This window comes from Alcaligenes sp. SDU_A2 (assembly GCF_038237375.1).
In the GTDB taxonomy this organism is placed as follows: Bacteria; Pseudomonadota; Gammaproteobacteria; order Burkholderiales; family Burkholderiaceae_B; genus Alcaligenes.
Genome location: NZ_CP151273.1, coordinates 3,121,678 through 3,144,457 on the forward strand (window position 1 = coordinate 3,121,678; position 22,780 = coordinate 3,144,457).

A 22,780-nucleotide genomic window follows, 5' to 3' on the forward strand; every position below is an offset into this window, starting at 1 on the left:
AATTACAGAATTTCTTGAACGGCCGCAGCAACCTTCTCTGCTGTCAGACCAAAATGCTTGAACAGGACGCCAGCCGGAGCCGATTCGCCGTAGGTATCGATACCCACTACAGCGCCTTCCAGGCCCACGTACTTGAACCACAGGCCTGTGGTACCGGCTTCAACCGCCACACGCGGGATGCCGGGAGTCAGAACCTGATCGCGCCACTGCTTGTCCTGGGCATCAAACAAATTAGTACACGGCATGGACACCACACGGGTCGCAATACCTTGCTGAGCCAGTTGCTCCTGTGCCTGCAGAGCCAAACCCACTTCCGAACCGGTTGCCATGATGATGGCGCGCGCATCTTGCGCATCGCGCAGAACGTAGCCGCCACGACGGATGTTCTGGATGGTTTGCGCATCGCGCTCGACAAAAGGCAGATTCTGGCGCGACAAGAGCAAGGCGCTGGGGCCACCGTCCTGAACATGCATGCCAATGCTGGTGGGACGCTCTACCGAGCAGGCCCAGGCCACGGCGGTTTCAGTCGTGTCGCAAGGACGCCAGACGTGCAGGTTGGGGATCAGGCGCAGGCTATTGGCATGCTCGATGGACTGGTGCGTAGGACCGTCTTCGCCCAGACCGATGGAGTCGTGGGTGAATACGTGTACAACACGCTGCTTCATCAAGGCGGCCATGCGGATGGCGTTGCGCGAGTAGTCGGAGAACGTCAGGAAGGTGCCGCCAAAAGGCAGGTAACCACCGTGCAGGGCCACGCCATTCATGATGGCAGCCATACCGAATTCACGCACACCGTAGTTGATGTGGCGACCAAAATGCACACCGTCGGCGTGAGCGCGCACAGCTTGCGCACCCTTCCAGTCGGTGAAGTTCGAGCCGGTCAGGTCAGCGGAACCGCCCAGCATTTCTGGCAACACATTGACCAGAGCGCTGATGGCCAGTTGCGAGGCTTTACGCGAGGCAATGGTTTCTGCTTTCTGGGCTGTTTCGTCGATGAAGGCTTGAACCCTGGCGCTGTAATCAGCCGGCAGTTCGCCTTTCAGGCGACGGGCCAGTTCTGCAGCCAGTTCAGGGTAAGCCTGGCTGTAGGCGTCAAAACGCTGTTGCCACTCTGCTTGCTGGGCACCACCTTTCTCGCGGCAATCCCAGCCTTGGTAGACTTCCTGAGGAATCTCAAAGGGACCGTGGTTCCAGTCCAGCGCGGCACGGGTGGCGGCGATTTCATCAGCGCCCAGAGGAGCACCGTGGACTTTTTCGGAACCGGCGGCGTTAGGAGCGCCCTTGCCGATCACGGTACGGCAGCAGATCAGGGTGGGGCCTGTGCCCTCTTTCGCGTTGCGGCGAGCCTGTTCGATCGCGTTGTGGATCGACGCGGCATCGTGACCGTCAACAGCGCGGATCACGTTCCAGCCATAGCTTTCAAAGCGGGCAGGCGTATCGTCGCCGAACCAGTTTTCGACCTTGCCATCGATGGAAATGCCGTTATCGTCGTACAGCACGACCAACTTGGACAGTTTCCAGGTACCGGCCAGCGAACACGCTTCGTGGGACACACCTTCCATCAGGCAGCCGTCTCCGGCAAACACCCAAGTCAGGTGATCGACGATATCGTGCCCGTCGCGGTTGAATTCGCGGGCCAACAGGGCTTCAGCCAGAGCAAAGCCGACGGCGTTACCCAGACCCTGGCCCAACGGACCCGTGGTTGTTTCCACGCCGGCCGTAATGCCCACTTCGGGGTGGCCTGGGGTGCGCGAATGCATCTGACGGAAATTGCGCAACTCGTCCATGGGCAGGTCGTAACCCGACAGGTGCAGCAAGGCGTAGATCAGCATGGAACCGTGGCCGTTTGACAACACAAAGCGGTCGCGATCAAACCAAGCCGGGTCCGACGGGTTGTGTTTCAGGTGCCGGGACCACAGGACCTGGGCAATATCGGCCATGCCCATAGGCGCACCGGGGTGACCCGAATTAGCTTGTTGCACGGCATCCATAGACAAGGCGCGGATGGCATTGGCTAGGGGTTTATCAGAGGCTGACGCAAGATCCATTAGAAGCTCGTTGGGGCGCGCGGAGCGGCAGGTCCGACATTGCGGACGGCCCACGGCCCTGATTGGTTTATAAAACGCGCTATTTTAGCATTGCTGGCGCTTGGCAGCGCGTTCACTGTCCCGCCCGCTCAGGACTCACGAGCCCGGATGAGCCCGTTCGCATGGCGATTCACCGGGGCGTCCGGGTACGGTATGCTTGTGCCGTTTTTTGTGTTTGTTGGTGTCCAATTATGGCGGCTCCCCGTTTTTACCATCCACTCCCCCTGGAGGCCGGCGCGGACATCGCCCTGCCTGAAGCGCTGGCCCATCATGCGATCCGCGTGCTCCGTCTGACCGACGGTGCCGATATCCTGCTGTTTGACGGACACGGAGCCCAGTACCCGGCCACCCTGCACATAGAAGGCAAGAAAGGCCGCGCATCGCTAGGGCAGGCGCAGACCCCGCCCACCGAGCTGAACGGCAACATTACCGTGCTGCAGGGCATAGCCGCAGGCGACAAAATGGACTGGATCATCGAAAAATCCGTCGAGCTTGGCGTGCGCCGCTTCGTGCCCATACGAGCCCGCCGCAGCGTGCTGCAGCTCAATGCCGAACGTCAGGCCAAACGACTGGTGCATTGGCAACGCGTCATTGAGTCGGCCAGCGAACAATGCGGACGCAACCGTTTAATGGAACTGGCCGAACCTGTCACCTTGGCCGAATATTGGCAGCAAGCCGCGCAGGGACTGCACTTGTTTTGCGACCCAGATGCCGAACAAACGCTGGCACAGACACTGGCTCCAGAACATCACGACGTTGTGCTGCTGATCGGCCCCGAAGGCGGTTGGGCCGAACAAGAACGCGCCAGCGCAGTGCAGGCACAGGCCCGTGCCATCCGTTTCGGCCACCGTGTCTTGCGCACCGAGACAGCCGCTCTGGCCCTGACCTCGGCCATCAGCGCGCTACAAGGCTGGGAATAAAAAAACTCCGGCGCAATGCCGGAGTTTTTACGGTCAGGCCACACGGCCCTTACTTGCCTTGGCGTCGTCCCAAGGCGTCGGACTGGACGATCAACACCATCAATCGTCATCCTGACTGGAGTATGGCATGGGGGCCTCGCCCAGCTCGGGGTCGGGATGCTTGCCGGCATGCAGCACGGCATAGACGAAACGGCGGTCATTGTTGGACGCCCATTCGTGCACATCGTCACAGACACGCAAAATGGCCTGGGCATCTTTTTCCAGGGCTGGATCGCCCGAATGCAAATGATCGAACCACAAAGCCAGACCAGCTTTCTGGTCCAGAACGGTATCGCACAAGCAATCGTATAACGCGTCAAGATTGCCACCGAAGAACTCGGGAAAATCCACCGCCTTGACCACGGCGCGCAACACGGCCGAACGGTTGCGCGCCCGGTCGCATTCCACCACCAAAGCCGTCAGGCCGTGGGCCTGGGCCTGTTCCAGAAAGTCGGCGGTCTTCAACCCGCCTGCGTCGATTAAACCGCCTTGCTGCAAGACTGCTTGCAAAGTAAGGTGCTGGCTCATTTCGACGTCTCCTTAAAAAACGCTATCACTTCTTCACGACGACTCATGGTATCGGTCTTTCCTAATTCGATCAGCTCTTGGGTGTAGCCGCGCTCGAACAACAAATATGAAATTAATGCGCCGCCTGTAGTCGGACCGGACTTTGAAGATACACCAAGTACTCGAAATAGGGTACGTGCAGCAGTTGGCATCTGATGGATATGCCGGGTGGCAATTTCGTCCAGCGAACGGCTGGGTGTGATGGCAAACGTACTGACAGGACGCAGCGATTGGCTTTGTAATACATTTGCGGGCATGTACGCAAGCAACGTATTAATGCGCTCCATACGCTCAATATCCATTGACACGCTGTCCAGAAAGATGTTGGACAAGGCATATCCACTGATCTGTGCCAGCGATGGATACGGTGGGTCGGACGGTTCTTCGCTGCGGTAGGTGTTATCGGCATATCCCGTACCCACGATCAGGATCTTGCGTGCGCCCAGGTGAATAGCCGGACTGATGGGAGCCAGCAGGCGCATGGTTCCGTCGCCGCACCACTGCGTCTGCCCGCCCACCAGCAGGGGCTGGGCAGGAAACACGAAGGGAATAGCACTGGAAGCCATAAGGTGGTCTACACCGATGGCACCCGGAATGGCGCGGCGCAGGCTGCGGGACCACGGCCGGATACGCCGGTCGGACTGATAGAAAGTAAGGTGTTCGCCCGTGGTATAGGCCGCTGCCGTAATCGCCAGCGCCCCCAGGTGTTCGCACGCTAAATTGCGCTGCAGGCGCTCGAAATCCAGACTGCCCTCCAACAAGCGACGCAGCGGTGCGTTGTCCAGCAAAGAATGGGGCGTATGCTCCCGGAATCGCGGCATCAGCCAACCCAGGGCCAAGGTGCTCATCCAGTGCAAGCCTGTGCGCAAAAGCAGCACCGGGTCCGCATGAAAGACATTGTGGCTGTTCAGCGTCGACCACAATTGTTGTATGTGATCCACAGCGTCGTGCGGCCTGTCGGCTTTGCACGCCAGGCCAGCCGCATTAATGGCTCCGGCCGAGGAGCCACAGATGATATCGAACGGATTGCTGAACTCTGGATTGCGCTGCGGGTCCAGAATTTCCAGCAAACCGGCCAGCACGCCGGCCTGATAGGCACCCCGCGCCCCGCCCCCGTTCAGGACCAATGCAACGGGGGACGAGGTACGAAAGATCATGGCGGGAAATCAGGCTACGGTGGCGACGTTGGCATCCACCACGGTCACGGCCGTCATGTTGACGATGCGCCGCACGGACGAGGTAGAGGTCATGATGTGCACCGGCGCGCGCGCGCCCAGCAAAAAAGGCCCGATGGCGACATTGCCGCCGGCGGCCGTCTTGAGCAGGTTGTAGGCGATATTGCCGGCCTCTACATTCGGGCAGACCAGCAGATTGGCCTCGCCGCTCAGGGTGGACGTGGGCAGTATCTGCACACGAGCTTTTTCATCCAAGGCGCAGTCGCCATGCATTTCGCCATCCACCTCCAGCGTGGGGTCCTGCTGCCTGACTATATCCAGCGCAGCACGCATCTTGACACCGGCGGGCGCATCATTGGTGCCGAAGTTTGAGCTGGACAGCAATGCCACCTTGGGTTCGATGTTGAACTGGCGCATCTTGCGGGCCGCCGCCAACGTGATTTCCGCCACCTGGGAAGCATCCGGGTCGTGGTTGATATGTGTATCGGTAAGGGCTACCGAACGTTCGCTGAGCAGCAAAATATTCATGGCGGCGTAAGTCTGCACGCCCGCTGCCTTGCCGATGACTTGATCCACCAGCTCCAGGTGATTCTCGTAACGGCCCACCGTGCCGCAGATCAGCCCGTCGGCATCGCCCAGATGCACCATCATGGCACCGATCAGCGTGGGACGGCGGCGCATTTCCACCCGGGCCATTTCCTTGCTGATGCCACGCCGCGACATGATTTCCCAATAGGTGGTCCAGTACTGATGAAAGCGATCATCCTGCTCTGGGTTCGTGACCTCGACATCCACGCCCAGGCGCAGACGCAGTCCATAGCGTTCGATACGCTGCTGCAGTACGGCTGGACGGCCCACCAGAATGGGACGTGCCAGCCCCTCATCCACAATGATCTGGACGGCGCGCAACACACGCTCGTCTTCGCCTTCGGCAAACACAATGCGCGCCTTGCCGCCGTCCTGCACCAGCCCCCGGGCCAGCGAATAAATCGGCTTCATGAACGAGCCCGATTTATAGACGAACTGACGCAACTGATAGACGTAGCTATCAAAATCCTGGATAGGACGGGTTGCGACCCCTTCGTCCATGGCGGCCTTGGCGACAGCAGGAGCAATGCGCACGATCAGGCGCGAATCGAAGGGACGCGGAATAAAGAAAGCCGGGCCGAAAGAAACTTCGTCCAGACCATACGCCGCCGCTACGCCTTCGTCCTGCTCTTCGCGCGCCAGTTGGCAGATGGCCAACACAGCGGCTTTTTCCATGCCACGGGTAATGGTGGTGGCTCCCACATCCAACGCGCCGCGAAAGATATACGGGAAGCACAGCACATTATTGACCTGATTCGGATAGTCCGAACGGCCTGTGGCCATGACCACATCGTCACGCACGGCATGCGCGTCTTCGGGCAAGATTTCCGGATTCGGATTGGCCAGTGCCAGGATCAGGGGACGGACGGCCATTTTCTGGAGCATCTCGGGCTTGAGCACGCCGCCGGCCGACAGGCCCAGGAACACATCCGCGCCATCGATCACATCGGCCAGCACGCGCGCATCGGTCTGTTTGGCAAACCGAGCCAGCTCAGGCACCTGATGGCCGGGGCGGCCTTGATAGACCACGCCGTCGATATCGGTGACCCAGACATTTTCTTCGGGCAGGCCCATATCCACCATCAGGTCCAGACAAGCCAAGGCGGCCGCGCCGGCACCGGACGTAACCAGCTTGATTGTCTTTATGTCCTTGCCCACCACGCTCAAGCCGTTCAGAAAGGCGGCGGTGACACAAATGGCCGTACCGTGCTGATCGTCGTGGAACACGGGAATGCTCATGCGCGCGCGCAATTTGCGCTCGACCTCGAAGCATTCCGGCGCTTTGATATCTTCCAGGTTGATGCCGCCGAAGGTCGGCTCCAGACCGGCGATGATGTCCACCAGCTTGTCCGGATCGGTTTCGTTGATTTCGATATCGAACACATCCAGGCCGGCAAAGCTCTTGAACAGCACTGCCTTGCCTTCCATGACAGGCTTGGAAGCCAATGCGCCTATATTGCCCAGACCCAGCACGGCGGTGCCGTTGGAGATTACGCCCACCAGATTGCCCCGGCCTGTATAGCGGAAGGCATTTTGGGGGTCGGCCACGATTTCCTCGCAGGCGGCGGCCACGCCGGGCGAATAGGCCAGGGCCAGATCCCGCTGGTTGGATAATTGTTTGGTCGGTGTGACCGACAACTTTCCGGGTCGCCCCTGTTCGTGATATTCCAGGGCCGCTTTCCGAAAATTGGCATCCATGCTGTGCACCTACGCAAAAATCCATTGAACGAACCGGATTTCCTGATGCGGACATAAACATGCGCCAGGCTCCGGTGGCGTTGTCCCTGCTTTGAATGGGACAACGGTCATTCTAGCCCTTGAGCGCCCCACTGGCACAAGAGCGGCCAGGACAAACAGGCTACAAGTCCTGACCAGGATGCGGAAAACGCCCGGTAGGATCGAACAACGCCTTGATCTGGCTGTCTAGTTCCTGTCCCTGCCAGGACCCCTGCCCGCCAGGCCAAGTCCAGGAATCGGGTGCCGTCCCCGCTTGCAGGTGCTGATCCAACACCACCCACTCCACCCAGGCCAGATCACCGCCGTGGCCCAATAACAAATGCGCCAGATTGATCCCCTCCTGTCCCTGCGGTTGCAAGGCGTCCAGACGATAACGGCCAGGCCACTCTCCTTCCAGCAAGGCCTGCGCGTCGGGGCCGGCCATCAAGCGGAACAAGGCGGGAATCAGTTGCTGAAGACGTAAACTGTCCAGCGGATTACGGTTGTCCTGACCGAACGGCCCGAGCGCCGCCTGGGTATTGTCGGCCAGCAAGATGGAACAATGTCGCAAGCCGGACAAAGCCGTATGCCCTGCGGGCCAGGCATGCAGGCGGCGGTCGGCCAGCCAGGCCCCCACGCTCAGGTCGGGAGGCAGGTGCGCCATTCCTGCAAAACCGTGGGCCTCCAGTTCACCCACCAGACAGCCCGGCTGCACAAACCACAACGACGACCCCGGTTCAAGACGTTCGCACCGAGCCAACTGGCGCCCCGGTGCCAGCCACAGGGTAGGGCCTTCGGCTTCGTGCGCCAGCGGCACACCCTCCAGCCCGATGGCAATGCCATACTCGTCCGACAAGGTCAGCGCCATATGCACATCGGCACTGGAATCGGGCACCAGCCTGGCCTGCTCAAGCCCCGGCTCGTCACTCAAACCCAAAAAGACGCCTTGAACCCGACCCGCCAGACGCGAGCAAAACGCCTGCCATGCTGTCTGGGGTGGACGACGCCCCATCAAAAATGCACGCCGGGAGGGAGATACCATAGACTTTTCCTGCAACAGACCTAAACTGGAGTAGACCGGGACCAAAGGCGTATCCGCAACAGCATGAACGCCCACGGCCCGCCCACACCCGCTGCCCCTTCGGGGCAAGGCACTACAATACACTTTTTACCCGAGATTCGCCGTATGTCCCGCCTCGCCAGCCGCACCGAACTGGTCGTTCCTTTTCATGCCGTAGAACTCTTCAAACAAGCCCATGCCCTGCAGGCCACGGGTCGAGACATCATCAGCCTGGGCATAGGCGAACCGGACTTCACGGCCCCGCCGGCCGTAGTCGACGCCTTGCATACAGCGACCTCCCAAGGCCTGGGCCAATACACCGCTCCGGCGGGACTGGCCGCTTTGCGTGAACGCATTGCGCTGTACTACGAACAGCAGTTCCGGGCGCGCGTCGATCCTGCGCGCATCCTAATCACGGCAGGAGCCTCGGGAGCCTTATCGCTGGCCACGCTGGCCCTGATCAACCCCGGCGACGAAGTGCTGATGCCCGACCCTTCGTACCCGGCCAACCAGAACTTCATCACTGCCGCGGGCGGCATAGCGCGCTTGATCCCGGCCAGTGCCGACGAGCGTTTTCAGCTTAGCGCCGAGCATATCCGCCAGCACTGGGGCCCAGCCACGCGCGGCGTGCTCATCGCCTCGCCCAGCAATCCGACCGGAGCCACCATTTCGCGCCCTGCCCTGAAAGAGCTGATCGCCGAAGTGCGCGCCCGGGACGGCTTTATCATCATGGACGAGATCTATCTGGGTCTGTTCTACGACGAAGCGCCGCTCAGCGCCCTGACTCTGGATCAGGACATCATCGTCATCAACAGTTTTTCTAAGTATTTCCACATGACAGGCTGGCGCCTTGGCTGGATGATCACCCCTTCCTGGATGACGGCCACCTGCGAGCGCATGGCCTCCAGCCTGGCGATCTGCGCACCCTCGCTGGCGCAACATGCCGCCCTGGCCTGCTTCGAGCCAGAAACCATGGCCATCTACGAAGAGCGACGCCTGGCTTTCAAGCAACGTCGCGACTACCTGCTGCCTGAACTGGAACGGTTGGGGCTCCGTGTGCCGGTGCGCCCCGATGGCGCGTTCTACATTTACACCGACATCCGCGAACACAGCCAGGACAGCGACGCCTTTTCGCACCAACTGCTGCACGAAGCGGGCGTGGCGGCTGTTCCGGGCCGCGACTTCGGACTGGCGCACGCTCCCTATACACTACGCTTGGCCTACTCAACCGGCATGGACCGCCTGCAGGAAGCTATTGACCGCCTGGACCGCTTCCTGAATCGCTGAACGTAAAAAACGGGCGCGCTCAACGCGCCCGGACAGGAATTCCGGAAGCCAGGGCGATGCGGCGGCGTTCGGACAAGACTTTGGCTCCATAGCCACCATCGCTAGGCCCGGTGGCCCCTACATAGCAGGCCAAGCCCCCTTCCAGCGAACCACGCCGCCGTATGCAATCGGACAGGATCTGGGCCCCGACGCGAATATTGGCTTCGGGGCTCAGAACCGCCAACGTGCCTTCCATGTAGATATCGAATTTTTCCTTGTGCACCTTGGTCATGACCTGCATCAGCCCTTGCGCGCCGACATGACTTTCTGCATACGGGTTGTACCGTGACTCGATGGCAATGACCGCCAGAATCAGCTGGGGGTCCAGGTTTTTCTCCTTGCCCACGATAAACGCCGTGTGAATCAAGGCCCCGGCCACCGAGTGCGCAATCTTGTACTTGCGGGCCAGATAGCTGCGCAAGGCCTGAATCTGCGCAGGCGAGACGCCGGCCACCGGCTGCCCGGCCACAGATGCGCGTAAATTACGCATGAAGCCCTGATACGCAGACACCGCCTGACGCTGCTCGTCGGCCGTCAGCGACTCGCCGTCCTCGGGCGTATCCTGCTGCTCGGCAGGCCAGACCGCCTGGCTGTAAGCATCGTACTTGACAGCTTCGGGACGCAAGGTTTGCACGAGGCCGGTATAAAGCTGGTTAAACTGGGCGCGCATCGAGGGCACGACCACGCAGGCGGCAATCGTGACCAACACGGCAATGCCCAGATACATGGCACAGACATGCACCAGCTCGCCGACGCGATACGTCAGGGTGCGCGCGGAACGGCTGAGCACATGGTCCAATTCCGGGAAGGCCATGAGGGTGATCCTTAGTTTTGCAGACTGCCCGATGTTAACCTTAACCACCAAACCATATGTAACCGGAGCCACTTTCATCTGTGAAATACCGTGACTTGAGGGACTTTATTGCCCAACTTGAAGCCCGGGGCGATCTGAAGCGGATTACGCAGCCGGTGTCCACACGCCTGGAGATGACGGAGATCAGCGACCGCGTCCTGCGCTCAGGCGGCCCGGCCTTGCTGTTTGAGAACGCACAGCACAATGGCGCTGCGGCTGCCATGCCGGTGTTGACCAATCTGTTCGGCACGCCACAGCGCGTGGCCCTGGGCATGGGTGCCGAGGACGTATCGGCCCTGCGCGAGACCGGCGAACTGCTGGCCACCCTGAAAGAGCCCGAAGCGCCACGTGGCATGCGCGATGCATTGGCCAAAGTGTCCATGCTGAAGTCCGCGCTCTGGGACATGAGCCCCAAGAACGTGCGCTCGCCCGCCTGCCAGGAGATGGTTCTGGAAGGCAAAGACGTGGACCTGAACCAGATTCCACTGCAACTGTGCTGGCCTGGCGACATCGCCCCGCTGCTGACCTGGGGACTGGTCATCACCAAAGGGCCGCATGCCAAACGACAGAACCTAGGCATCTACCGCCAGCAACTGATCGGCCGCAACAAACTTATCATGCGCTGGCTGTCGCATCGCGGCGGCGCACTGGATTTTCGCGACCATGCGCTGGCCCACCCAGGGCAACCCTTTCCCATTGCCGTGGCGCTGGGCACCGACCCGGCAACCATTCTGGGTGCAGTCACTCCGGTGCCCGACAGCCTGTCCGAATACCAGTTTGCTGGCCTGCTGCGCGGTTCACGCACCGAAGTGGCCAAGGCGCTGGGCAGCGAGCTGTCTGTGCCGGCTTGGGCGGAAATCGTACTGGAAGGCCACATCCTGCCCAGCACCCACCCCGACGCCCTGGCACCGGTCGTTCCCGAAGGCGTCAACCCACCGGCCGCCAGCGACTACGAGATGGCGCTGGAAGGCCCCTATGGCGACCATACCGGCTACTACAACGAGCAGGACTGGTTCCCCGTATTTACGGTAGAGCGCATTACGATGCGCCGCAAACCCATCTATCACAGCACCTATACCGGCAAGCCGCCCGACGAGCCCGCCGTGCTGGGCGTGGCCCTGAACGAGGTATTCGTACCGCTGCTGCGCAAACAGTTGCCCGAGATCGTTGACTTTTACCTGCCCCCCGAAGGCTGTAGCTACCGGCTGGCCGTCGTATCGATTCGCAAACAGTATGCGGGCCACGCCAAGCGCGTGATGTTCGGCGTCTGGAGCATTCTGCGCCAGTTCATGTATACCAAGTTCATTGTGGTGGTGGACGAAGACGTGAACACGCGCGACTGGAAAGAAGTCATCTGGGCCATGACCACCCGCATGGACCCGGTGCGCGATGCCGTGCTGGTGGAAAACACCCCTATCGACTATCTGGATTTCGCCTCGCCGGTATCAGGACTAGGCGGCAAAATGGGGCTGGACGCCACCAACAAATGGCCGGGCGAGACCCAGCGCGAATGGGGCACGCCTATCAAGATGGACCAGGACACCAAGCAAAAAGTAGACAGTATCTGGGAGTCGCTGGGCATCTAGCCACCGCATGGACGACACAACAAAAAACCGGCCCAGGCCGGTTTTTTGCATGCAGATGGATAATGAATGTCAGCCGTCTGAATCGCGCCGTACCGGCACCAACACCTGTTCGCTTTTTTTGCGCTGCTGGCTTGTTGCCGCGCTGTAGAGTTTCCAGCCAGTCAAGGCCAGTGCGCCCAAGCGCACCCACCGCCCACCCAGGCTGCTTAACAACGTCGATGCCCCCGACAACAACAAGGGGTAGCGGCGCGTCAAGGTCAGGGCACTGGTCAGCAACCCGCCTACACTACGCCCCGAAGGGGCCACACTGCGCAACAGATTGCCGGGTCGCAAGTCCTCGCCCAGAACATGAATCTGTTGGGACAAAGCCTGGCGCTCCAGAGCAGCACGGGCACGCAACAATTCGATACGAATAGCACGTTCCTGCGCATTCATACTTTCTTTCGCTGTCATTCGCGCTCTCCCACCTTATCGCCCAAGCGTTCCAAAAACGCTGCATCGCGGCGTAGTTCGTCCAATGTGGCAGAAAATGGAATCGGGCCTGTGGTCAGGCGCCGGCGCACCGCCAGAAACAAGCCTATGCCCAGGGCTGCGTACACCACCACCAGAAAACCCAAGGCGACATAGCGGTAGTCCGTCGGCCAGAAATACAAAGCCAGCAACAGGCTGAACACCAGCACGGCCAGCGTAGAAAACAGCAAGGCACCAAACAACATGCTCAGCAAAGATATCAGACTGGTCTTTTGCTGCCCGGCTTCGAGCGCAAACAGTTCGAGACGGGTACGGGCGGACGACACCAAGGTCGAGCCCAGTTCACTGACGGATTGCCGAAGCGCCATAATGGGTTCCTGCTACGCGGTGCCCGATCATTGCCCGCAATGACGAGCGCCTGGTTCATAGAAGGCTGCCGGCACCGCAACAGCGCCGCCGGCAGCAGACACATCCACTACGCGGCCCAAAAGCCGCGTAGCCAAACACATGCGGGTCTTAGCGACGGCACATCAGCATGCCGAACATCAGGCCAACCACACCGGCAATGCCAATGGCCTGCCAGGGATTGTCATGCACATAGTGGTCGGTCGCCTTGGCAGCGCGCACGCCGCGCTCAACCACGGCTTCCTGGGCATCGTGCAACGTATCGCGGGTCGAGCGCAGCGAACGCAACGCTTTTTCACGCAATTCTCCGGCCTTGTCACCCGTGGCGTCAGCCGCTTCGCGCAGGAGCTTCTCGGCTTCGTCCAGGCTGGCCTTGACGTCAGCAATAAAGGTTTCTTCGCTGGTATCCACACTTTTCTTGATTGCCATATACAGCTCCTTGTGGTTGAAAGGGATACGCATGCAACACGTATCGCCAAGTGGGTGGCGCATGGGTGCGCCGGATCAATATCGCCAACGACGCGAACATCCGCCGCAGGCAATAAAATGAAGCCGCCGCTCTGGCGGCACCTGCCAGACAGGTTTACTTCATGTGCGTTACATCGACAAGGGACGCAACGCCGTTCTGTACGCTTTCCTGCTTCATGACCATTTGCACATCCGGGCAATACCAATCGGTAACCTGAGAGTTGATGCCGGGGATAGGCAGGCTGATGCCACTGAAGCTGGCCTGGGTGGGTTCTATATCGCGTTGATAACGGATGGGCCAGCACTCGTGCCTGCCCAGCGATGTTTCTATGGTCTGGACCGGCCCCACCGTCTTGGCACCGGTACGGATGCGCAAAGGATCGGCCTGCGCCCGTTTGTCCAGCTGGATCTGGAAGTCTTGACGCGGGAATGTCTGACCTTCACGCAACGCATTGCGATCGTATGAAAAAAGGCCGACCAGACGCAGATCGAACGAGCCTTTGACCGGTTCCAGGCCACCTTGGCCGTCGTCGCGCTGAAAACTGGCCCGACCATCGCGCACGGTCATGATGTAATCGATATCAGGCTTGCCGGCCGGCAAGCCTGCCAAGGCGACGCTGGCGCGACCACGTACCCGTGCGCTGCACTGATCACCGCCCGATTTGCGCACATCAGAAAAAGCCAGATCGGCTCCCAGAGCCAAAAACCCCGAGCCGCTCAGTTGCACCTGGCCGCCATCATGCATAAAAGGCACATCGCACAGGCCGGCCCGGGCTGTACCCAGACCCAACAACATCACGAGCGGGAGTGTGAACCAGACTGACAATTTCATGATCTTCCGTTTACTCCAAGGAATCACAATTCATCCTACCCCATTTATAGCGACGGCTAGATTGCGCCTTGGCAAAGGATTGTAAAAAACCACGACAACGGTCAATCGTTCCAGGGCGTGCTCAGTCCTTTTGGCGCGTGCCGAAAATACGGTCGCCCGCATCGCCCAAGCCTGGCACGATATAACCGCTTTCATCCAGATGGCTATCGATAGATGCCGTATAGATATGCACGTCGGGATGGTGTTTTTCAAGTGTGGCGATCCCTTCGGGGGCTGCCACCAACACCAAGGCGCGAATATTCTTGCACCCTGCCTTCTTGAGCAGATCGATGGTGGCGACCATAGAGCCGCCAGTCGCCAGCATAGGATCGACAATCAGGGCCAGACGCTGATCCAGTTCGCCCACCAACCGCTCCAGATAGGTCTGGGCCTGCAGGGTTTCCTCGTTGCGGGCAATGCCGATGACGCTGACCTTGGCACCCGGAATCAGGCTGAGCACGCCATCGAGCATGCCTATGCCCGCCCGCAGAATCGGCACCACCGTCACTTTCTTGCCCGCCAGCTTTTCGACTTCGACCTGACCACACCAGCCTTCGATGCTGGTCGGCTCCAGGGGCAGATCCTTACAGGCTTCGTACGTCAGCAGCGCCGCGATTTCCTGGGACATTTCGCGAAAGTTTTTGGTGCTCAGCTCCGCCTTGCGCATCAAGCCCAGCTTATGGCGGATCAGAGGGTGGCGTATTTCGTGTATGGGCATGGTTGCCTGCTCGATAGAGGTACAGATAAAAACAATGGGGAGCCGCGACGGCCCCGAACAATAAAAAGGGTCAACGTACGGCCAGCCACTTGATCACGGCATCGAAAAAAGGCCGCGCAGAGGCCGAACGCTCGTCATTGACCATCATGACGACAATATACCGCTTTCCGCTGGCCCCCAGCACGTAGCCGGCCAGAGCCCGGCTGTCGCGCAGCGTGCCGGTCTTTAAATGGGCACGGCCCTGGACTTCATCATCGCGTAGACGTCCACGCACAGTACCGTCCACGCCCGAAATGGCGAACGAAGAAATATATTCCGGCATCCAGTTCGAGCGCCAGGCGACCTTGAGCATATCGGCCATGCCGCCAGCGGTGATGCGGCCATTGCGCGACAGGCCGGAACCATTGTCCACAACCCAGCCGCGTGTATCCACGCCTTGACGATTCAGAATGGCCATAACAGCACGTTCGCCACTGGCTACGGTGGCACCCTGCCCGCTGGTTTCGGCGCCGACGGTCAACAGCACTGTCCGGGCCATGACGTTATTGCTTTGCTTGTTGACGATGCGGATCAAGTCCGAGAGCGAACGCGAGTCGTGCCAGGTAATGGCCTGGGCATTGCCCGGAACCCGGCCGGAACGTATATCTCGGGCCAGCGTACCGCCCAGATCGCGCCACAAGGAGCGGAACAACTTATCGAAAAACTCGGTCTGCGAATGCACCAGACGGTAGACGCTGAATTCCCCGCAAGACGCTGCCGCCTTGCCGCTGACGCGGATCACTATTTCAGTGCCTTGCGCAGCAATCTGCGTGCCCACAGCCGGAGACCCGGGGCAGGCAGCGGTCGACCACTCGAGCTCACCCTGGACCCGGACACCCGGCAGCGGCGGATCGACGATAGCAATCCACTTGCGTGCTTGCTGGTCGGGCTGGAACACCAAGCGGGACGCCCCCAGGCCGACCATCATGGCGTCGGGGCTGGCATTGTAGGGGCGGTCACCCGCATTGTCGAAGTCGCCCGGGTTAATGGCGACATTGCCGAAAATGGAACGATCCACCACCACTTCCGTCAAATTTTTTACGCCGCGCAAGCGCAGTTCGCGCAGCATGTCCCACAGTTGAGGCACGGTCAGAAATGGATCACCGCCTGCCTTGATATATAAAGGCCCTTTCAAGGTTCCTTGCGCATCCACCTGCAAACCGCCTTGGGCCATTAGCGTGGTACGCCAGGTGTATTCCGGCCCAAGCGCTGACAGGCCGGCCCAGGTGCTGACCAGTTTCATGACCGAAGCCGGGTTGCGCGGCTCCTGGGGGTTGACGCCGATCAGACGCGGCCCCTCAGCCTCGTCCACCACGATGGACAGCGCAGACTGCGGCAGGCGGCTGGCTCCCCATACCGAGGCCAGCTCAGGCGGCAGGGCTTGCGCCCACGCCAGCGTGGCCCCATGCACAGTCAACAAAGTGGCCAAGGCCAGTTGCTTGCAGCGATTGATTACTGGCTTTGCCATCAGGGCCTTCATGTGCGCATCTCCAACGGATCGTTCCGGAAAGTCCAAAGCATACCGAAAGAAAAACGCCGGCGAAACGGCGACTTCGGTAAACCAGGGACAAAGCGTTAAAATGATCGGCTTAGCTTACCGGGTCCAGCCTTCCGCGCCCGGGCCTTTACCCCACACCATGAGCATTGACCCTTCTCTTGATATTTCCCAGTTCGACTACGAACTGCCGTCCGAACTGATCGCCCAAAGCCCGGCGGCCCAGCGCCAGGACAGCCGACTGCTGCACCTGGACCCGGCCAGCCAACTGCACGATCTGCATTTTACCGACCTGCCCGGCCTGCTGCGGCGCGGCGATCTGCTGGTATTTAACGATACACGCGTCATCAAAGCGCGCCTACATGGCCAGAAAAGCAGCGGCGGCAAGGTCGAAGTACTGATCGAGCGCGTGACCGGCCCGGACACGGCGCTGGCTCACATCCGCGCCAGCAAATCGCCCAAACCGGGCAACCTGCTGGAACTGGCCGAAGGCCGCGTGCTGGCCGATTGCACCGGACGCGACGGTGCCCTGTTCGCCCTGCGCTTTCACAAGCCTGTGCTGGACATGCTGGAACACTATGGTGCCACACCCCTGCCGCCTTATATCAGCCATGCAGCGGACGAACACGACGAGTCCCGCTACCAGACCGTCTATGCGCGCCACCCCGGTGCCGTGGCCGCGCCCACCGCAGGCCTGCACTTTACCGACGATATGCTGGCGCTATTGCGCGAACAAGGCGTGGATCAGGCCTTCGTTACCCTGCACGTCGGCGCGGGCACCTTCCAGCCTGTGCGGGTGGACAAGATCAGCGAACATGTCATGCACGCCGAGCGCTATCGCGTCCCAGCCGAAACATTGGCCAAGATCCAAGCCACTCGCGCCGCTGGCGGGCGCATCATCGCCGTGGGCACGACCAGCGTGCGTTCGCTGGAATCGGCGGCGCGGCCCCAGGAAAGCAATGGTCAGGTATGCCCGGACGGCAGCATCGAAGGCGATACCCGGCTGTTCATCACCCCCGGTTATCAGTATCAGTGGGTCGATGCCCTGATCACCAATTTCCACCTGCCCCAGTCCACCCTGCTGATGCTGGTGTCGGCGCTGGCCGGCCTGGAACCCATACAACGTGCCTACCGGCACGCCGTCCAATCCCGGTATCGTTTCTTTAGCTACGGCGATGCCATGTTCATTGAGCCTCCCACCCCATGAGCGGACTGAAGTTTGACTTGCTGGCCACCGACGGCGCTGCGCGCCGCGGCCAGATCACCCTGAACCACGGCGTCGTGCAAACGCCCATCTTCATGCCAGTCGGCACCTATGGCAGCGTCAAGGCCATGATGCCTCACGAGCTCAAGGACAACGGCGCGCAGATCATTCTGGGTAACACTTTTCATTTATGGCTGCGTCCCGGCACGCAAGTGCTGGACCGCTTCGGCGGACTGCACGGTTTCATGGGCTGGGACAAGCCCATCCTGACCGACTCGGGCGGCTTTCAGGTCTTTAGCCTGAAAGGCATGCGCAAAATCACCGAGGAAGGTGTCAAGTTCGCCTCGCCGATCACGGGCGAGCGCCTGTTTCTGACGCCCGAGGAATCCATGCGCATCCAGTATTCGCTGAACTCAGACATCGCGATGGTGTTCGACGAATGCACCCCTTACCTGATCGATGACCGGCCCGCCACCCACGAGGAAGCGGCCAAGTCCATGCGCATGTCGCTGCGCTGGGCGCGCCGCTCGCGCGACGAATTCAAACGCCTGGACAACCCCAATGCACTGTTCGGCATTGTGCAAGGTGGCATGTTCGAAGATCTGCGCGACGAATCCTTGGCCGGCCTGACCGACATCGGGTTCGAGGGCTACGCGATCGGAGGCCTGTCTGTCGGCGAACCCAAAGAAGACATGATGCGCATACTGGCGCACACCACGCCGCACCTGCCTGCGCAGGCACCGCGCTATCTGATGGGCGTCGGCACCCCCGAAGACCTGGTCGAAGGCGTCAGCCGGGGCGTGGACATGTTCGACTGCGTCATGCCGACCCGCAACGCCCGCAACGGCTGGCTGTTCACCCGCTACGGCGACATCAAGATCCGCAACGCCCGCTATCGCGAGGACACCCGCCCGCTGGACGAAAGCTGCCGCTGCCATACCTGCCTGAATTTCTCGCGCGCCTATCTGCATCATCTGCAGCGCGCCAACGAGATTACCGGCTCGCGCCTGAACACAATTCACAATCTGCACTTTTATCTGCAGATCATGGCCGAAATGCGCGAAGCCATTGAACAGCAACGCTTTGAAGCCTGGCGCGCGCAATTTCATGCAGACCGGGCGCGCGGTATCGATTGAAAGCCGTTTGAGTTCCCGCCACAATCTACCGCTACAATACAGAGTTAGTTTTTACAACCCACACAAAAAGTAATCAGGAGCCCTCCATGTCCGTAGTCGACATCTTGACTCTCGTTCCAGCCCAGGCAGCCGCCGGCGGCGAAAACGCCCTGATGGGCATGCTGCCCATCATTCTGATGTTCGTCGTGCTGTATTTCCTGATGATCCGTCCCCAGATGAAGCGCCAAAAAGAACACCGCAATCTGGTGGCTGGCCTGTCCAAAGGCGACGAAGTCATCACCTCCGGCGGCCTGCTGGGCAAGGTCAGCAAAGTCAACGACAACTACCTGACCATCGAAGTCGCCAACCTGGCTGAAAAGCCGGTTGAAGTTCTGGTCCAACGCGTGGCCGTAACGACCGTGCTGCCCAAAGGCACCATCAAGTCGCTGTAATGCCTCCGACCCCGGACCTCGGTCCGGGGTTGCCATTTCCGCACCCGCCGTAGATACCCCATGAATCGTTACCCCATCTGGAAATATCTCATCGTATTGGTAGCACTGGCGATCGGCCTGCTCTATACCTTGCCCAATTTTTTTGGCGAATCCCCGGCCGTCCAGGTCTCCAGCGCCAAGTCCACTGTACGGGTCGACTCCAGCCTGCTGAGCCAGATCGACGAGCTGCTCAAGCGCAACAATATTCCCACGACGGGTTCGTACTTTGAACAAAACGGCCCTAGCGCCACTGCGCGCGTCCGTTTTGAATCCACCGACACCCAGCTAAAGGCCAAGGACTTGATCGAGCGCGAGCTCAACAAGAACGCCGCCACGCCGGACTACACCGTCGCCCTGAATCTGCTGCCCGCCTCGCCTGCCTGGCTGACGGCCCTGGGCGCACACCCCATGTACCTGGGTCTGGACCTGCGCGGCGGCGTCCACTTCCTGTTGCAAGTGGACATGCAGGGTGCCCTGACCGCACGCTATGACTCCATGGTGGCCGACGCCCGCAGCGTGCTGCGCGAAGCAAAAACACCCGTCGGCGGCATCGAGCGCGAGGGTCAGTCCCTGCGCCTGTCCTTTGCCTCCGAGCAGGAGCGCGACGACGCCCTGCTGGAACTGCGCCGTGGCATGCCCGACCTGACATTTACCCACTCCGGCTCGAACGCACTGGTAGGCCGCCTGTCCGACACCGCCGTCACCCAGGTGCAGAACAATGCCCTGACCCAGAACATCACCACCCTGCACAACCGGATCAACGAACTGGGCGTGGCCGAACCCATCATTCAGCAACAAGGGTCCGACCGCATCGTCGTCCAATTGCCCGGCGTGCAGGACGTGGCCAAGGCCAAGGAAATCCTGGGCCGCACCGCCACGCTGGAATTGCGCATGGTGGAAGACTCCCCCGCCGCCATCGCAGCCCTGAATTCGGGCACAGTGCCCTTCGGCCTGGAACGCTACACCGAACGCGGCGGTTCGCCCTTGCTGCTGCGCCGCCAGGTCATCCTGACCGGCGAAAACCTGCAAGATGCCCAACCTGGCCGCGATCAGCAGACCCAACAGCCCACGGTCAACCTGACGCTGGACAGCAAAGGCTCGCGCATCTTCCGTGATGTCACCCGCAACAATATCAACAAGCGCATGGCCATTGTGCTGTTCGAGAACGGCGTGGGCGAAGTGGTCACCGCGCCTGTCATCCGCAGCGAAATTCCCAACGGCCAGGTCCAGATCAGCGGCAGCATGAACGCCCAGGAAGCCGCCGACATTTCCCTGCTGCTGCGCGCTGGTTCGCTGGCCGCACCCATGAGCATCATCGAAGAACGCACCATCGGCCCCAGCCTGGGCGCGGACAACATCCGCCAAGGCTTTGACGCCACGTTGTACGGCTTTATCGCCATTGCCATCTTCATCATGCTCTATTACCACCTGATGGGCATGTTCTCCACCATAGGCCTGGCGTTTAACGTGCTATTGCTGTTGGCCGTGCTGTCCATGCTGCAGGCCACCCTGACCCTGCCGGGCATCGCCGCCATTGCCTTGACCCTGGGCATGGCCATCGACGCCAACGTGCTGATCAACGAGCGCATCCGCGAAGAACTGCGCAACGGCGCATCGCCCCAGCAAGCCATCCATCTGGGCTTTGACCGCGCCTGGGCCACTATTTTCGACTCGAACCTGACCAGCCTGATCGTCGGGGTCGCCCTGCTGGCGTTCGGCTCCGGCCCGATCCGTGGCTTTGCCGTCGTGCATTGCATCGGCATCCTGACCTCCATGTTCTCGTCTGTGGTCGGCGTGCGCGCCCTGGTCAATCTCTGGTACGGCAACAAGCGCCGCTTGCAGAGCATCTCCATCGGCCAGGTCTGGAAACCACAGGACAAGTAATGTGCCCGCGCCGGCGCGCCACCCGCGCCGGACTGGCCCAACAACAGGCATAACGCATCATGGAATTTTTTCGTATTCATCGCAGCATCCCGTTCATGCGCCATGCGCTGGTGCTGAACCTGATCAGTCTGCTGACCTTCATCGCAGCCGTGGTCTTTATCGTCCTGCGCGGCTTTCACCTGTCGATCGAGTTCACCGGCGGCACGGTCATGGAAGTGCATTACCAGCAAACGGTGCAGATCGAAGATGTACGCAGCTCCGTCCAGTCGCTGGGCTATACCGATTTTCAGGTCCAGAACTTCGGTACCTCGCAAGACATCATGATCCGCCTGCCCGTACAGGAAGGAAAAGATTCGGCCCAGCAAAGCGAACAGGTACTGCAGGCCCTGAAGCAGCAACACGCCGATGTCGAACTGCGCCGCGTGGAGTTCGTGGGTCCGCAAGTGGGCCAGGAACTGCTGCACAACGGCCTGATGGCCCTGGCTTTCGTGGTCGCCGGCATCATTCTGTATCTGGGATTCCGCTTTGAGTGGAAGCTGGCCCTGGCCTGCGCCATCGCCAACTTGCACGACGTGGTCATCATCCTGGGCTTTTTCGCCTTCTTCCAATGGGAGTTCTCGCTGTCTGTGCTGGCCGGCGTGCTGGCCGTGCTGGGCTACTCGGTGAACGAGTCCGTGGTGGTCATGGACCGTATCCGCGAGAACTTCCGCAAGCAGCGCAAGATGTCCGTGTCCGAAATCATCGACCTGTCCATCACGCAGAACATCTCCCGCACGATCATTACCCACGGTTCCACCCAGATGATGGTGCTGTCGATCTTCTTTTTCGGCGGTCCTACACTGCACAACTTCTCGCTGGCCCTGACCATCGGCATCTGGTTCGGCATCTACTCCTCCGTCTTTGTGGCCGCTGCCATTTCCATGTGGCTGGGCATCAAGCGCGAGGATCTGGTCAAACCCATCAAAAAAGACGAAGGCGGCGAAGTCGTAGAAGGCTAGGCTGATCTTGCCCGCTTTTCAGAAAACCCGGCGCTCTGACGCCGGGTTTCAGACTGCTGACAAACCCTTGCGTAAAATCCTCTTGCCAGCCCTTGAATGTGGGCTGGCATTTTTTTGCATTACGTTCGGCTGCCGATGTTCATTGCCGAACCGGTTTTCTATAGACGCCACTCAAGGCGCACGCTGAACGGGGCAGGCTGACGGCTTGCCGGCGCTGCGCGCCGGTGCCCTGGTCGGTTCGCGGGGCCGGGCGCGTCGTGAACTCCGGCGGGTCGCTTGTCCGCCGGACAAGCAACAAGCGCCGCCGTCAAACAGCACGACACGTGCCTCCCGTCCTCGCGCCCCGCCTGCGGCAAGCCATCCGACCCGCCTGCCCCGTTCAGCGTGCGCCTTGAGCGGCTCGAAGCCCTGTTGGCATAGATTTCAACCCTTGGTCTATGGGAGATTCACGGATAGCAAGACTAGGGGCGACCGAGAGAGCTCCCGCCTGGTAGGGTTGGTCGATGGGCCTTGGGCCTGAAACCATCACGTTGCCAGGGTGAGTTCGGTGGCCCTGATTCGGCGGGCGAGTCAGGGCATTCGCCGCCGACGGCTGGCCGGGACAGGGGGCAAGCCCCGTTCTGTTTGAGACGCGCGCTTGTGGTTCGGCACGAACCACGCGGCGAGTTAACGGGGCGCCTGTCCCGGCCAGCCGGCAAGGGAAC

20 protein-coding genes are annotated in these 22,780 nt (G+C 60.6%); 8 read left to right on the plus strand and 12 right to left on the minus strand.

The window, feature by feature from the left end:
* Positions 1 to 2 precede the first annotated feature (2 nt).
* Complete coding sequence (gene tkt, locus AADW57_RS14405; RefSeq protein WP_341667583.1) at positions 3 to 2,048, minus strand: transketolase; 2,046 nt, start codon at positions 2,046 to 2,048, stop codon at positions 3 to 5.
* 230 nt (positions 2,049 to 2,278) lie between these two features.
* Between tkt and AADW57_RS14410 the strand changes: the two genes are divergently transcribed.
* Positions 2,279 to 3,007 (plus strand): 16S rRNA (uracil(1498)-N(3))-methyltransferase, encoded by a 729-nt coding sequence (locus AADW57_RS14410; protein WP_341667584.1) that lies wholly within the window; start codon positions 2,279 to 2,281, stop codon positions 3,005 to 3,007.
* Positions 3,008 to 3,106: 99 nt separating this feature from the next.
* On the opposite strand, the gene AADW57_RS14415 is transcribed toward AADW57_RS14410, so the two are convergent.
* From AADW57_RS14415 to AADW57_RS14430, 4 genes are all read right to left on the minus strand, one after another.
* Positions 3,107 to 3,574, minus strand: a complete 468-nt coding sequence (locus AADW57_RS14415; protein WP_341667585.1) for a barstar family protein — start codon at positions 3,572 to 3,574, stop codon at positions 3,107 to 3,109.
* Positions 3,571 to 4,770, minus strand: coding sequence for a patatin-like phospholipase family protein (locus tag AADW57_RS14420; protein WP_341667586.1), 1,200 nt, complete (start codon positions 4,768 to 4,770; stop codon positions 3,571 to 3,573). Before AADW57_RS14420 ends, AADW57_RS14415 begins: the two co-directional genes overlap by 4 nt.
* A 9-nt stretch (positions 4,771 to 4,779) precedes the next feature.
* Positions 4,780 to 7,074 (minus strand): NADP-dependent malic enzyme, encoded by a 2,295-nt coding sequence (locus tag AADW57_RS14425; RefSeq protein WP_341667587.1) that lies wholly within the window; start codon positions 7,072 to 7,074, stop codon positions 4,780 to 4,782.
* A gap of 160 nt (positions 7,075 to 7,234) precedes the next feature.
* Positions 7,235 to 8,134: a hypothetical protein gene (locus tag AADW57_RS14430; RefSeq protein ID WP_341667588.1), complete on the minus strand. Its 900-nt coding sequence runs from the start codon at positions 8,132 to 8,134 to the stop codon at positions 7,235 to 7,237.
* A gap of 144 nt (positions 8,135 to 8,278) precedes the next feature.
* Here AADW57_RS14430 and AADW57_RS14435 point away from each other — a divergent pair, with 144 nt between their 5' ends.
* Positions 8,279 to 9,439, plus strand: coding sequence for a pyridoxal phosphate-dependent aminotransferase (locus tag AADW57_RS14435; protein WP_341667589.1), 1,161 nt, complete (start codon positions 8,279 to 8,281; stop codon positions 9,437 to 9,439).
* 19 nt (positions 9,440 to 9,458) lie between these two features.
* Here the strand turns inward: AADW57_RS14435 and AADW57_RS14440 are convergent, their stop codons facing one another.
* Positions 9,459 to 10,292: a lytic transglycosylase domain-containing protein gene (locus AADW57_RS14440; protein ID WP_341667590.1), complete on the minus strand. Its 834-nt coding sequence runs from the start codon at positions 10,290 to 10,292 to the stop codon at positions 9,459 to 9,461.
* Positions 10,293 to 10,372: 80 nt separating this feature from the next.
* Between AADW57_RS14440 and AADW57_RS14445 the strand changes: the two genes are divergently transcribed.
* Entirely contained in the window at positions 10,373 to 11,917 is a 1,545-nt protein-coding gene (locus AADW57_RS14445) for a UbiD family decarboxylase (RefSeq protein ID WP_341667591.1), read from the plus strand.
* A gap of 69 nt (positions 11,918 to 11,986) precedes the next feature.
* On the opposite strand, the gene AADW57_RS14450 is transcribed toward AADW57_RS14445, so the two are convergent.
* The 6 genes from AADW57_RS14450 to dacB all read right to left on the minus strand — a co-directional run bounded on the left by AADW57_RS14450 (position 11,987) and on the right by dacB (position 16,369).
* On the minus strand, positions 11,987 to 12,370 hold the full coding sequence (locus AADW57_RS14450; RefSeq protein ID WP_341667592.1) for a hypothetical protein: 384 nt from the start codon (positions 12,368 to 12,370) through the stop codon (positions 11,987 to 11,989).
* Positions 12,367 to 12,756, minus strand: coding sequence for a phage holin family protein (locus AADW57_RS14455; RefSeq protein WP_341667593.1), 390 nt, complete (start codon positions 12,754 to 12,756; stop codon positions 12,367 to 12,369). Before AADW57_RS14455 ends, AADW57_RS14450 begins: the two co-directional genes overlap by 4 nt.
* Positions 12,757 to 12,904: 148 nt before the next feature.
* Positions 12,905 to 13,222 (minus strand): DUF883 family protein, encoded by a 318-nt coding sequence (locus tag AADW57_RS14460; RefSeq protein ID WP_341667594.1) that lies wholly within the window; start codon positions 13,220 to 13,222, stop codon positions 12,905 to 12,907.
* 154 nt (positions 13,223 to 13,376) lie between these two features.
* The gene (locus AADW57_RS14465; RefSeq protein ID WP_341667595.1) at positions 13,377 to 14,093 is read right to left on the minus strand and encodes a hypothetical protein; all 717 of its coding nucleotides are present in this window, start codon (positions 14,091 to 14,093) and stop codon (positions 13,377 to 13,379) included.
* A 121-nt stretch (positions 14,094 to 14,214) separates the two neighbouring features.
* Positions 14,215 to 14,850, minus strand: coding sequence for a uracil phosphoribosyltransferase (upp, locus tag AADW57_RS14470; RefSeq protein WP_341667596.1), 636 nt, complete (start codon positions 14,848 to 14,850; stop codon positions 14,215 to 14,217).
* A 70-nt stretch (positions 14,851 to 14,920) separates the two neighbouring features.
* On the minus strand, positions 14,921 to 16,369 hold the full coding sequence (gene dacB, locus AADW57_RS14475; RefSeq protein WP_341667597.1) for a D-alanyl-D-alanine carboxypeptidase/D-alanyl-D-alanine endopeptidase: 1,449 nt from the start codon (positions 16,367 to 16,369) through the stop codon (positions 14,921 to 14,923).
* A gap of 157 nt (positions 16,370 to 16,526) precedes the next feature.
* Between dacB and queA the strand changes: the two genes are divergently transcribed.
* The 5 genes from queA to secF all read left to right on the plus strand — a co-directional run bounded on the left by queA (position 16,527) and on the right by secF (position 22,076).
* Positions 16,527 to 17,591, plus strand: coding sequence for a tRNA preQ1(34) S-adenosylmethionine ribosyltransferase-isomerase QueA (gene queA / locus AADW57_RS14480; RefSeq protein WP_341667598.1), 1,065 nt, complete (start codon positions 16,527 to 16,529; stop codon positions 17,589 to 17,591).
* Positions 17,588 to 18,724: a tRNA guanosine(34) transglycosylase Tgt gene (tgt, locus tag AADW57_RS14485; protein WP_341667599.1), complete on the plus strand. Its 1,137-nt coding sequence runs from the start codon at positions 17,588 to 17,590 to the stop codon at positions 18,722 to 18,724. Before queA ends, tgt begins: the two co-directional genes overlap by 4 nt.
* Before the next feature lie 86 nt (positions 18,725 to 18,810).
* Positions 18,811 to 19,155, plus strand: coding sequence for a preprotein translocase subunit YajC (yajC, locus tag AADW57_RS14490; RefSeq protein ID WP_341667600.1), 345 nt, complete (start codon positions 18,811 to 18,813; stop codon positions 19,153 to 19,155).
* A gap of 60 nt (positions 19,156 to 19,215) precedes the next feature.
* A complete protein-coding gene (gene secD / locus AADW57_RS14495) occupies positions 19,216 to 21,078 on the plus strand; it encodes a protein translocase subunit SecD (protein WP_341667601.1) in 1,863 nt (620 codons plus the stop codon).
* Positions 21,079 to 21,137: 59 nt separating this feature from the next.
* Complete coding sequence (gene secF / locus AADW57_RS14500) at positions 21,138 to 22,076, plus strand: protein translocase subunit SecF (protein WP_341667602.1); 939 nt, start codon at positions 21,138 to 21,140, stop codon at positions 22,074 to 22,076.
* Positions 22,077 to 22,780 lie beyond the last annotated feature (704 nt).

Bases quoted from the DNA above. Each gene is read 5' to 3' on its own strand.
- tkt (WP_341667583.1), bottom strand. From the start codon at position 2,048: ATGGATCTTGCGTCAGCCTCTGATAAACCCCTAGCCAATGCCATCCGC.
- AADW57_RS14410 (WP_341667584.1), top strand. From the start codon at position 2,279: ATGGCGGCTCCCCGTTTTTACCATCCACTCCCCCTGGAGGCCGGCGCG.
- AADW57_RS14415 (WP_341667585.1), bottom strand. From the start codon at position 3,574: ATGAGCCAGCACCTTACTTTGCAAGCAGTCTTGCAGCAAGGCGGTTTA.
- AADW57_RS14420 (WP_341667586.1), bottom strand. From the start codon at position 4,770: ATGATCTTTCGTACCTCGTCCCCCGTTGCATTGGTCCTGAACGGGGGC.
- AADW57_RS14425 (WP_341667587.1), bottom strand. From the start codon at position 7,074: ATGGATGCCAATTTTCGGAAAGCGGCCCTGGAATATCACGAACAGGGG.
- AADW57_RS14430 (WP_341667588.1), bottom strand. From the start codon at position 8,134: ATGGTATCTCCCTCCCGGCGTGCATTTTTGATGGGGCGTCGTCCACCC.
- AADW57_RS14435 (WP_341667589.1), top strand. From the start codon at position 8,279: ATGTCCCGCCTCGCCAGCCGCACCGAACTGGTCGTTCCTTTTCATGCC.
- AADW57_RS14440 (WP_341667590.1), bottom strand. From the start codon at position 10,292: ATGGCCTTCCCGGAATTGGACCATGTGCTCAGCCGTTCCGCGCGCACC.
- AADW57_RS14450 (WP_341667592.1), bottom strand. From the start codon at position 12,370: ATGACAGCGAAAGAAAGTATGAATGCGCAGGAACGTGCTATTCGTATC.
- AADW57_RS14455 (WP_341667593.1), bottom strand. From the start codon at position 12,756: ATGGCGCTTCGGCAATCCGTCAGTGAACTGGGCTCGACCTTGGTGTCG.
- AADW57_RS14460 (WP_341667594.1), bottom strand. From the start codon at position 13,222: ATGGCAATCAAGAAAAGTGTGGATACCAGCGAAGAAACCTTTATTGCT.
- AADW57_RS14465 (WP_341667595.1), bottom strand. From the start codon at position 14,093: ATGAAATTGTCAGTCTGGTTCACACTCCCGCTCGTGATGTTGTTGGGT.
- upp (WP_341667596.1), bottom strand. From the start codon at position 14,850: ATGCCCATACACGAAATACGCCACCCTCTGATCCGCCATAAGCTGGGC.
- dacB (WP_341667597.1), bottom strand. From the start codon at position 16,369: ATGAAGGCCCTGATGGCAAAGCCAGTAATCAATCGCTGCAAGCAACTG.
- queA (WP_341667598.1), top strand. From the start codon at position 16,527: ATGAGCATTGACCCTTCTCTTGATATTTCCCAGTTCGACTACGAACTG.
- tgt (WP_341667599.1), top strand. From the start codon at position 17,588: ATGAGCGGACTGAAGTTTGACTTGCTGGCCACCGACGGCGCTGCGCGC.
- yajC (WP_341667600.1), top strand. From the start codon at position 18,811: ATGTCCGTAGTCGACATCTTGACTCTCGTTCCAGCCCAGGCAGCCGCC.
- secD (WP_341667601.1), top strand. From the start codon at position 19,216: ATGAATCGTTACCCCATCTGGAAATATCTCATCGTATTGGTAGCACTG.
- secF (WP_341667602.1), top strand. From the start codon at position 21,138: ATGGAATTTTTTCGTATTCATCGCAGCATCCCGTTCATGCGCCATGCG.